Genomic DNA, 9,915 nt, shown 5'->3' with positions numbered 1-9,915 from the left:
CACGTAAACGCCCCTAAAACCGCGTTTTAGGGGCGTTTACGTGCCCCTCGGCGGAGGTTCGGCGTGAAGGGAACGGGTCGGCCGATACGCCGGGTTCTGTCGTGGACGGCCATCTCTCTCGGGACGACGTTGCCGCCGCCCTCTAGCGGTCTACCCGGGGACGAGGCGAGCAGCCTCATGGTCCCCTGTCTGACCTTGCTCCGGGCGAGGTTTACCCAGCCGGCCGGGTCACCCCGGCCGCTGGTGGTCTCTTACACCACCGTTTCACCCTTACCGCGCACTTGCGTGCGAGGCGGTCTGCTCTCTGTTGCACTTTCTCGCGGGTTGCCCCGGGTGGGTGTTACCCACCACCCTGCTCTGCGGAGCCCGGACGTTCCTCGGCGGCCCGCTCGCGCGGACCGACGCGACCGTCTGGCCGACCCATTCCGCCGCCAACACTAGCGCACGGCGGGTGGGACGCCTCCGCTAGAGCCCGGACTCCTCGTTGCGGATGAGGATCGCGCCGCTGTCCGGGCAGAGCACCACGTCGTCGTCCGCCGCGCGGCGGATGTCGGCGAGGTCGGACTCCGTGAGCTTCACGTTCGAGCCCATCGACACCCCGCGCAGCAGCAGCGCCGCGCCGACGCCGTACCGCGACCGCTGCCGCTCGTAGAGGGCGACCAGCTCGGCCGGGAGCGCCCCGGCGATCGTGGCGCGGTCGCGGGCGAGGGCGTCGCGCTGGGCGCCCACCGTGCCGGCCTCGCCGTCGCGGGAGGCCTCCAGCTCCTGCACCCGGCCCTCCAGCCCATCGCGCTCGGCGTCGATGCCGGACAGGCTCGCCTCCAGCCCCTCCAGGCGCTCCATGACCGTCAGCTCGATCTCCTCCAGGTCGCCCTGGCGCTTGGCGAGCGATGTGAGCTCGGCCTCCAGCGCCTGGACGTCCTTCACCGACGACGTGTGCTGCAGCCGGTCGCTGTCCCTGCGCTTGCGCGCCTCCACCACCTCGACGTCGGACTCGATGCGCTTCAGCTCGGCGCGGGCGTCCTCGACCTCGCCGGTCGCGGCGATCCACCGCGCGCGCAGGCCGTCGACCTCGGGCTGCAGGGCGGCGAGCTGAGCGGCCTGCGGGAGGTTGCGGACGGTGTGGTCGAGCTGGCTGAGCCGGGTGTCGGCGGCCTGCAGCCGGAGGAGCTCGTTCTGGTCGGAGGGGCTGGCTTTCATGCTCTGCTCTCTGCTGGTTCTGTGTGGCGGGTCATTGCAGGATCGCGAAATCCCAGGGGTCGGTGCGCAGCTCGCTGACCATGATCTCCACGCCGGGCAGCGCGCGGCGGAGGCTCTCGGCGGCCGTGTCGAGCCACAGCCATTCGCTCGCCCAGTGCGAGACGTCGAGGAGGGCGGGTCCGCCGCCGAGGACGGCCTGCTCGCGCGCCTCCGACGCCGGGTGGTGGCGGAGGTCGGCGGTGATGTAGACGTCCGCGCCGCGCACGGCGTCGCTGGCCAGCAGCGAGTCGCCTGCACCGCCGCACACGGCGACGCGGGAGACGGGCTGGTGGTAGTCGCCGGCCGCGCGGACTCCCCCGGCGGTGGGCGGCAGGAGGTCGGCGAGCGCGCGGGCGAGCGTGCCGAGCGTCGTCGGCTCGACCAGCGTTCCGACGCGGCCGATCCCGGTGATGCCGTCGGCCGCGGGCGCGATCGGCGTGGTGTCCCGGAGGCCGAGGGCGGCGGCCAGCACGGCGCTCGTGCCGTCGGCGACCACGTCGGCGTTGGTGTGCGCCGCGACCAGCGCGCAGTCGTTGCGGATCAGGGTGGCCAGCAGCGACCCCTTGTAGCGGTCCTCGGCGACGGAGGTCACGCCGCGCAGCAGCAGCGGGTGGTGGGCGATCAGGAGGTCGGCATCCAGCGCGACGGCCTCGTCGACGGTCGCGGCCACGGCGTCGACCGAGAGGAGGATGCGCTCCACGCTCGCGGCCGGGTCGCCCGACACGAGCCCCGGCGCGTCCCATCCCTCTGCGCCGGCGACCGGCCAGAGCGATTCGACGACCTCGCAGACGGAACGGAGAGTGTGCGGCACGCAGTAGAGCCTAGCCCTGTCGCCCGCGGAGGAGTTCCGGAGCGCCACGCCGCCCGCCTCAGGCCACCACCGCCTCCTGCCGCCGCACCTCCCGCACGCCCGACACCATCGGCGTCACCAGCCCGATGCCGAGCGCGAGCAGCACGCCGACGTTGCTCGCGCCGATCCCGGGGTCCGCGCCGAGCAGCCGGACCAGGTAGCCCTCCCAGGCCAGCCACGGCAGCGGCGAGCTGACGAAGCCGAGCCCGATCGCGCTGGCGACCACGAGCATCGTGAGGTTGGCCCAGCGCCAGTCCGGGTAGACGCCGCCGCGGTTCAGCAGCGAGCCGTGGTGGAAGCGCCGTGTACGCAGCATCATCTCGCCGGCGAACAGCCCGGCCCAGGCAGCGACCGGCACCGACAGCGCGGTCGGGATGCCGCGGATGACCACATCCAGGTCGCTCACCGTGAAGGCGAGCACGACGCCCGCGACCGCGATCACGGCGCCGATGACCACCGTGCTCCAACGCCGGCCGAGCCGCACGCCGAGCGCGTCGAGGGTGAAGCCGCCCGAGTAGATCGTGAGCACGAGCGCGGAGATCAGGCTGAGCCCCACCGCCAGCAGCAGCGGGACCGGGTACCAGGCCGGGAGGCCGAGCTGCACGAACCCGCCCACCGGGTCGCTGGCCAGCTCGGCGGCCAGGTGCGGGTTCGAGGCCGCCAGCAGGCCGCCGTAGGAGACGAGCACGAACGGGGGCACCCCGGCCCCGAACGTCGCCCACAGCATCCCCGCCGCGCCGGAGGAGCGCCTGCGCTGGTACCGGGCGACCTCCGCGCTGCTCATCGCCCAGGCCAGCCCGACGTAGCTGAACACGAGCACCGCTCCGGTCACGACGTGCGTCCAGAGCGCGTCGGGGACGGCGAGCGCGCGCGACAGGTCGACGTGCCGCCAGGTCGCCGCGATCGTCACGGCGATCAGCACCGCCGAGGCGATCGTGAGCACGAGCTGCACCCGGGAGACGAGCCCGTAGCCGAAGAAGGCCACGACGCCGGCGGCGGCGATCGTCACGACCAGCGCGATCGCGGTCGGGATGGCCGCGCTGTGCGACCAGCCCTCCGAGACCGCCAGCGATCCAGCGGCCGACCCGGCCAGCCAGAGCAGCACGGCGCCCCAGAACAGCTTGGTGACCAGCGCCAGCGCGGTCGGGAGGGCGTTGCCGCGCAGGCCGAAGATGGCACGCGAGACCACCATCGTCGGCTGCCCGCTCCACTTGCCCGCGAGCGTCCCGAGCCCGAGCGGGAGGAACGACAGCGCGACCCCGAACAGTGTCGCGACCAGGAGCTGGCGCAGGCTCAGCCCGAGCAGGAACAGGGTCGCTCCGACGCCGACGCTGATCAGGGAGGAGGTGCCGGCGAACCAGAGCCAGAACAGCCGGGACGCGTGCCCCGCGCGCCGGTCGAACGGCGTCGGCTCCAGGTCCACGGTCTCCGGCACGAACGCGGGAGGCGCGACCGGGGCGGTATGCGGCGCCGCGGAGTCCTCGGGCGGCCGGGGCGAGGCGACGGGATTCGGTGCGCTGTGCGCGTCGTCGCCGTCGATGTGGTCGGGGGCCGTGGCCGGGCCGAGATCGTTGCCGGCTACCGGCGCGGGCTCGGCGGCGGCCACCGGCGACTCGAGCGCGACCGGGAGGGCGGCCGCGAGCAGCGGGACCGGCTGCGAATCGCTCGGCGCGTACTCCGCGGGTACGAGGCCGAGCGGCTCGACGCGCGGTGCGGGGGTCTCGGGCGCGGGCGGCTGCTGCTGCTCGGCGGCCGAGGTGTCGAGCGCGATCGTCGGGAACTTGGGCGGCGATACCTGCGGCTGCTGCTGAACCGGCGGCGGCGCAAGAGGCTCGGGTGCCGGAGACTCGGGCACAGGTGGCTGCGGCACGGCCGCCCCCACCCACGCGCTGTACGTCGGCTGCGGCCCGTCGTCCCGGCGTCGCGAGGGGAGGTCGTCGAAGCTGATCAGCTGAGTCGGCGGCCCGACCCAGTCGTCCTCCTCGTCCCCCTCTTCCTCCTCCTCGACTCCATTCGCCGGCTCCCCCACCAACGGGATCGCCGCCGTCGCCCGCGCCTGCAGCACGTTCTGCAGATGCTGGATCGCCCCGAACGTGTCGTGGATCCGCAGGTCCGCGTCAACGATCGCGGTGACCTCCGCGTCGCTGAGTGCCGCCGCGCCGTCCGCGTCCACGGCGGACGGCGGCCCCGCGACGATGGGGATGGCCGCTGTCGCGCGGTCGACCTCGACCTGGAGGGCGTCGGCGAGCTCGTCGTCGCTGTGGCGTGCTCCACCCGGCTCCGCGACGCCATTCCCCTTCACGTCATCGGCCCGCTCCATGTTCCGAGCCTACGACCGTAACGGTCAGCGGGTCAGGGGGCATCCTCGCCGCCGGAGAAGTACCATCGTCTCGATGAGCACGCCGATCCCGACTCCGTACGAAGACCTGCTGCGCGACGTCCTCGCGAGCGGCAGCCACAAGTCCGACCGCACCGGCACCGGGACGCGCAGCGTGTTCGGCCGCCAGCTCCGGTTCGACCTCGCCGAGGGCTTCCCGCTGATCACCACCAAGCGGGTGCACTTCAAGTCCATCGCGTACGAGCTGCTCTGGTTCCTGCGCGGCGAGAGCAACGTCGGCTGGCTGCGCGACAACGGAGTCACGATCTGGGACGAGTGGGCCGACGAGCGCGGCGAGCTCGGCCCGGTCTACGGGGTGCAGTGGAGGTCGTGGCCGGCTCCGGACGGCAGCCACATCGACCAGATCCAGCAGGTGATCGACACCCTTCGCCGCGACCCGGACTCCCGTCGGATCATCGTCTCCGCCTGGAACGTCGCCGACATCCCGGACATGGCCCTCGCGCCGTGCCACGCGTTCTTCCAGTTCTACGTCGCCGACGGCCGGCTCTCGTGCCAGCTCTACCAGCGCAGCGCCGACCTGTTCCTCGGCGTCCCCTTCAACATCGCCAGCTACGCCCTCCTCACGATGATGGTCGCCCAGCAGGTCGGCCTGGAGCCCGGAGACTTCGTCTGGACCGGCGGCGACTGCCACATCTACGACAACCACGTCGAGCAGGTGACCGAGCAGCTCACCCGCGACCCCTATCCCGCGCCCACGCTGCGGTTCGCACGGAAGCCGAAGAGCATCTTCGACTACCGCTTCGAGGACTTCGTGGTGGAGGACTACCAGCACCACCCCGCGATCCGCGCGGCTGTGGCCGTATGACCCGGGCCCTCAGCTGATGACTCTGGCCCTGATCTGGGCGCAGGCCCACGACCGCGTGATCGGCGCCGGCGGCGTCATGCCGTGGCACCTTCCCGAGGACCTCAAGCACTTCCGCGAGCTGACGGACGGTGATCCCGTCGTGATGGGCCGGCGCACCTGGGAGTCGCTCCCCGAGCGCTTCCGCCCGCTCCCCGGCCGGGCGAACGTGGTCGTGACCCGGAACACCGCGTTCGAGGCGCCCGGCGCGACCGTCGTCCACTCCCTGGACGCGGCCGTGCGCGAGACGGAGGACGGCGCTGTGTGGGTGATCGGCGGCGCCGAGCTCTACGGCCAGGCCCTCCCGGTCGCCGACCGCGTCGAGGTCACCGAACTCGACCTGAACGTGGCCGGCGACACCGTCGCGCCGGTCCTCGGCCCGGAGTGGCACGGCGACCCCGGCCCGTGGCTGGAGGCCGCGAACGGGATGCGCTACCGCTTCGTCCGGTACGAGCGCTAGGTCAGCCCCGCCACCAGGTTCACGGTCGCCGCGACGATGACGGTGCCGAACACGTACGACAGCAGCGTGTGCCGCAGGATGGTCCGGCGGATGTACGAGGTGGTGATGTTCGTGTCGGAGACCTGGAACGTCATCCCGAGCGTGAACGAGAGGTACGCGAAGTCGCTGTACTGCGGCTGCTCGTCCTGGTTGAAGTCGACGCCGCCGTCCCTGCGGTAGTAGATCCGCGCGTAGCGCAGTGTGTAGAGGGTGTGGACGAGCACCCACGACAGCGCGATGCTCACGATCGCGAGCAGCGCGATGGCGAGCTGCGCGCCACCCTTGAGGCTGCGCGCCTCGACGAGGACCCACACGACCGCGAACACGCTCGCCAGCGCGGTGATGGTCAGCACCAGGTCCACCGTCCGGCGTCCCGGGTCCTCCAGCCTCGCGTGGCTGCGGGTCTGCTCCCCGTCCATGCGCCAGACCGTCGACCAGATCCAGACGACGTACACCAGGCAGGCCGCCGCCCAGCCGGTGAGGATCGCGTGGTGGACCACCTCGAAGAACGACAGGACGACCGCCACGACGACGCCCACCGCCAGGGCCACGTACAGCTTCACGCGGGTGTGCCCGCGTCCGCGCTTCAGTTCGTCCGTCACACAACGGATGTTCGCACGTCCCGCCAGGGCGACAAGGCCAGCGCGCCGCTACGATCGGATTGTGACCACCGCTCCCGCACCTCTCGCCGACCTCGACACCGAAGCGCTCCGCGCCGCGCACGCCGACTTCGCGCGCGCCTACGACGAGCTGAAGGCCGCCGGCCTCGCACTCGACATCACGCGCGGCAAGCCGTCCGCCGAGCAGCTCGACCTCTCGAACGAACTCCTGCACCTGCCGGATGGCGCCTACCGCGACGCCGCGGGGACGGACCTGCGCAACTACGGCGGCCCGAACGGCCTCCCCGAGCTGCGCGCGATCTTCGCCGACGCGCTGCGGGTGCCGGTCGGTCAGCTGCTCGCGCTCGGCAACTCCAGCCTCACGATCATGCACGACACGGTCGCGCAGGCGCTGCTGCACGGCGTCCCCGGCGGTGACCTCCCGTGGAGCCACCAGCCGATCAGCTTCCTCGCGCCGGTGCCCGGCTACGACCGGCACTTCACGATCTGCGAGCGCTTCGGCATCCGGATGATCGCCGTGCCGATGAACGACGACGGCCCCGACATCGCCACGATCGAGACCCTGCTGGCGACGGACGACAGCATCAAGGGCGTGTGGTGCGTGCCGGTGTACTCCAACCCCTCCGGCGCGGTCTACAGCGAGGAGGTCGCGCGCGCGCTGGTGTCGCTGGACGCCGCTCCCGACTTCCGGCTGTTCTGGGACAACGCCTACGTTGTCCACCACCTGAGCGACGACCGGCCGGAGCCGATCGACATCCTCGCGCTGGCCGCCGAGGCCGGCAACCCGGACCGCCCGCTGATCTTCGCCTCCACCTCCAAGGTCACGTACCCGGGAGCCGGCGTCGCCTTCATCGGCGCGTCGGAGGCCAACATCGCGTGGTTCCAGCACAACTCGGCCGCGCAGAGCATCGGCCCGGACAAGCTCAACCAGCTCCGACACGTGCAGCTCCTGCGCGACGCCGAGGGTCTGGCGGCGCACATGGAGAAGCACCGCGCGATCCTGGAGCCCAAGTTCGCCGCGGTCGACGAGGCCTTCCGCGCACGGCTGGAGCCGTGGGGCGCCGGCTCGTGGAACGCGCCGCACGGCGGCTACTTCGTCAGCCTCGACGTGCTCGACGGCTGCGCCAAGCGCGCCGTCCAGCTCGCCAAGGAGGCCGGCATCGCGGTGACGCCCGCCGGGGCGACCTTCCCGTACGGCGAGGACCCGCGCGACGCGAACATCCGCATCGCGCCGACGTTCCCGCCGCTCGCGGAGCTGCGCGCGGCCCTCGACGGACTCTGCACGGCCATCCTGCTCGCCGAGACCGAGGCGCTGCTGGCCGAGCGGAACTGACGTGACGTCCTGGGTCGTCCGCCCGAGCGTGGAGGCCGACTGGACCGCCTACCGCGCCATCCGGCTGGAGATGCTGGAGGACACGCCCATCGCGTTCCTCGAGACGCTGGCCGCGGCGCGGACGCACCCCGACGAGCACTGGCGGCGGCGCGCGGCGAACACGTCACCGAGCAGCCGGCTGTTCGCCGCGGTCGCGCCCGACGGACGCTGGCTGGGGACGATGGGCGGCTTCCACGCGTCCGGCTCCCCCGACCCGCATCTGGTCGGCGTGTACGTGACGCCCACCGCGCGCGGCCGGGATCAGGGCGTCACCGACGCGCTCCTCGACGCGGTCGTCGACTGGGCGCGCCTGCGCTCAGGCCGGCTGCTGCTGGAGGTCCACGAGCACAACGCCGCCGCGATCCGCTACTACGAGCGCCGCGGCTTCGCCTTCACCGGCCGCGCGCAGCCGTACCCCCTCGACCGCACCGCGCTCGAACTCGAAATGGCCGCCGACCTCTAGCCGTTGCCAACGGGGCGGAGGCGTCGGGGTGTCGGTAACGGAGGAGTTTGGGCGTGCGGAGGGCTGGATGTCCTCCGTTAGCCGACTTTTGGGCGTGCGGCGGGCCGATCTCCTCCGTCAGCGGCGGAAGCGGAGCGCGAGTTCGGTCAGCAGGCGGGCGCCGTAGCCGGTGGCGCCCTTCGAGCGCCAGGCGTCGTCGGCGTCGGCGTTCATCGTGCCCGCGATGTCGAGGTGCGCCCACGGCGTCTCGCCGACGAACTCGCGCAGGAACAGCGCGGCCGTCGTCGCACCCGCATACGGGCCGCCGACGTTGGCCAGGTCGGCGATGTCGGAGTCCAGCAGCTTGCGGTAGGAGGTCTCCAGCGGGAGCTGCCAGACCTTCTCGTCGGTGCTGCGGGAGGCCGCCGCGATCGCGTCGGCCAGCCCCTGGTCGGACGCGAACAGCGCCGCCCTGGCCGGCCCCAGCGCCAGCAGCGCCCCGCCGGTGAGGGTCGCGATGTCCACGACGGCGTCCGGCTCCTCCTCCGTGGCGAGGACGAGCCCGTCCATCAGCACCAGGCGCCCCTCCGCGTCGGTGTTCTTGACCTCCACGGTCGTGCCGCCGCGCGCCGTGAGGACGTCGCCCAGCTTGTACGCGGAGCCGGACGGCATGTTGTCCGTGCACATCAGGAACGCCGTGACCATCGTCGTGCAGCCCAGGTCCTGGAGGCCGGACAGCGCACCGAAGATCGCCGCGGCGCCGCCCATGTCCATCTTCATCAGCAGGTGCATCGGGTCCGAGGGCTTGAGGCTGATGCCGCCGGAGTCGTACATGATGCCCTTGCCGACGAACGCCAGGTGCCCGGTCGGGTCGCCGTTCGGGACGTAGCGGAGCCGGATCATCCGCGGCTCCTCGGCGCTCCCGGCGTTGACGCCGAGCAGGCCGCCGCAGCCGAGCTCGACGAGCTGCTGCCGGTCGAAGACCTCCACCTCCAGCCCGAAGTCGCCGGCCAGCTCCAGGGCGAGCTCGCCGAAGTCGGTGGCGGTCAGGTGGCCGGGCGGGGTGTTGGCGAGGTCGCGCGCGATCGCGGCGCCGCGTGCGGTGACCGCGCCGGCGGGGAGGCCGTCGGCCACGGCCGAGGACGGCGCCTCGTCCACGAGCAGCTCGAGCCGGGTGAGCTCGGTGACCGCCGGCGCCGACTTCAGCTCGGAGTAGCGGTAGCGGCCGAGCAGCGCGCCCTCCGCCACGACCTGGCCGACGCGCTCGGGAGGGACGGCGCCCGTCGCCGGCAGGCGCAGGCCGAGCGCGGCCGACGACGACGCCGCGCGGGCGAAGGTGGCGGCGAGGTCGCGGACGGCATCCGCCGTGAGGTCCTCCGGGTCGCCCGCGCCGACCGCGTAGAGCAGCGGAGCGGCCTCGGTCGGGATCAGGAGGGTCTGGCCGGCCTTGCCCTCGAACCCGGCGCGCGTGAGCGCGTCCCGGTCGAGGCCGACGTCTGCGTCCACCTGACCGTCCGTGCCCACGGCTATCCCGATGGCATCGAGCCCGGGCGCGAAGGAGGTCACGGCCTCGAAGCCGACGACGCGCTCCGGCCGGTACGACGGGACGGGGGTGAAGGACGCCGGGATGAGCCTGCGCACCGCCGATGTCATC

9 protein-coding genes and 1 other RNA gene are annotated in these 9,915 nt (G+C 72.6%); 4 read left to right on the top strand and 6 right to left on the bottom strand.

Annotated features, from left to right (window positions below; genetic code table 11):
• Nucleotides 1–69: 69 nt before the first annotated feature.
• The 4 genes from rnpB to ACFQ9V_RS15520 all read right to left on the bottom strand — a co-directional run bounded on the left by rnpB (nucleotide 70) and on the right by ACFQ9V_RS15520 (nucleotide 4,409).
• Nucleotides 70–423, bottom strand: an RNA gene (gene rnpB, locus ACFQ9V_RS15535) — RNase P RNA component class A.
• A gap of 42 nt (nucleotides 424–465) precedes the next feature.
• Nucleotides 466–1,200 (bottom strand): zinc ribbon domain-containing protein, encoded by a 735-nt coding sequence (locus ACFQ9V_RS15530; protein WP_382460017.1) that lies wholly within the window; start codon nucleotides 1,198–1,200, stop codon nucleotides 466–468.
• A 31-nt stretch (nucleotides 1,201–1,231) separates the two neighbouring features.
• The gene (locus tag ACFQ9V_RS15525; RefSeq protein WP_382460016.1) at nucleotides 1,232–2,050 is read right to left on the bottom strand and encodes a Nif3-like dinuclear metal center hexameric protein; all 819 of its coding nucleotides are present in this window, start codon (nucleotides 2,048–2,050) and stop codon (nucleotides 1,232–1,234) included.
• Between the two features lie 58 nt (nucleotides 2,051–2,108).
• Nucleotides 2,109–4,409, bottom strand: a complete 2,301-nt coding sequence (locus ACFQ9V_RS15520) for a cytosine permease (protein WP_382460015.1) — start codon at nucleotides 4,407–4,409, stop codon at nucleotides 2,109–2,111.
• A gap of 73 nt (nucleotides 4,410–4,482) precedes the next feature.
• On the opposite strand from ACFQ9V_RS15520, the gene ACFQ9V_RS15515 reads away from it, so the two are divergent.
• Together ACFQ9V_RS15515 and ACFQ9V_RS15510 are read left to right on the top strand one after the other, a co-directional pair.
• Nucleotides 4,483–5,292, top strand: a complete 810-nt coding sequence (locus ACFQ9V_RS15515; RefSeq protein WP_382460014.1) for a thymidylate synthase — start codon at nucleotides 4,483–4,485, stop codon at nucleotides 5,290–5,292.
• Between the two features lie 16 nt (nucleotides 5,293–5,308).
• Nucleotides 5,309–5,788: a dihydrofolate reductase gene (locus ACFQ9V_RS15510; RefSeq protein WP_382460013.1), complete on the top strand. Its 480-nt coding sequence runs from the start codon at nucleotides 5,309–5,311 to the stop codon at nucleotides 5,786–5,788.
• Here the strand turns inward: ACFQ9V_RS15510 and ACFQ9V_RS15505 are convergent.
• Complete coding sequence (locus ACFQ9V_RS15505; protein ID WP_382460012.1) at nucleotides 5,785–6,429, bottom strand: DUF1345 domain-containing protein; 645 nt, start codon at nucleotides 6,427–6,429, stop codon at nucleotides 5,785–5,787. The two genes, ACFQ9V_RS15510 and ACFQ9V_RS15505, sit on opposite strands and share 4 nt — an antisense overlap.
• A gap of 61 nt (nucleotides 6,430–6,490) precedes the next feature.
• On the opposite strand from ACFQ9V_RS15505, the gene ACFQ9V_RS15500 reads away from it, so the two are divergent.
• Nucleotides 6,491–7,780 carry an aminotransferase class I/II-fold pyridoxal phosphate-dependent enzyme gene (locus tag ACFQ9V_RS15500; protein ID WP_382460011.1) on the top strand — a complete coding sequence of 430 codons (1,290 nt, stop codon included), beginning with the start codon at nucleotides 6,491–6,493 and terminating at the stop codon, nucleotides 7,778–7,780.
• A 1-nt stretch (nucleotide 7,781) separates the two neighbouring features.
• Nucleotides 7,782–8,282 carry a GNAT family N-acetyltransferase gene (locus ACFQ9V_RS15495; RefSeq protein ID WP_382460010.1) on the top strand — a complete coding sequence of 167 codons (501 nt, stop codon included), beginning with the start codon at nucleotides 7,782–7,784 and terminating at the stop codon, nucleotides 8,280–8,282.
• Between the two features lie 117 nt (nucleotides 8,283–8,399).
• Here ACFQ9V_RS15495 and ACFQ9V_RS15490 read toward each other — a convergent pair whose 3' ends face one another.
• Nucleotides 8,400–9,914 carry a leucyl aminopeptidase gene (locus tag ACFQ9V_RS15490; RefSeq protein WP_382460009.1) on the bottom strand — a complete coding sequence of 505 codons (1,515 nt, stop codon included), beginning with the start codon at nucleotides 9,912–9,914 and terminating at the stop codon, nucleotides 8,400–8,402.
• Nucleotide 9,915: the final 1 nt, after the last annotated feature.

It is taken from the genome of Leifsonia sp. NPDC056665, from assembly GCF_042791795.1.
Lineage (GTDB): Bacteria > Actinomycetota > Actinomycetes > Actinomycetales > Microbacteriaceae > Leifsonia.
The sequence above is the reverse complement of the archived record's forward strand: the minus strand, read 5'-3'. Positions and strand labels throughout refer to the sequence as shown.

Bases quoted from the DNA above. Each gene is read 5' to 3' on its own strand.
- ACFQ9V_RS15490 (WP_382460009.1), bottom strand. From the start codon at position 9,914: ATGACATCGGCGGTGCGCAGGCTCATCCCGGCGTCCTTCACCCCCGTC.
- ACFQ9V_RS15510 (WP_382460013.1), top strand. From the start codon at position 5,309: ATGACTCTGGCCCTGATCTGGGCGCAGGCCCACGACCGCGTGATCGGC.
- ACFQ9V_RS15530 (WP_382460017.1), bottom strand. From the start codon at position 1,200: ATGAAAGCCAGCCCCTCCGACCAGAACGAGCTCCTCCGGCTGCAGGCC.
- ACFQ9V_RS15515 (WP_382460014.1), top strand. From the start codon at position 4,483: ATGAGCACGCCGATCCCGACTCCGTACGAAGACCTGCTGCGCGACGTC.
- ACFQ9V_RS15520 (WP_382460015.1), bottom strand. From the start codon at position 4,409: ATGGAGCGGGCCGATGACGTGAAGGGGAATGGCGTCGCGGAGCCGGGT.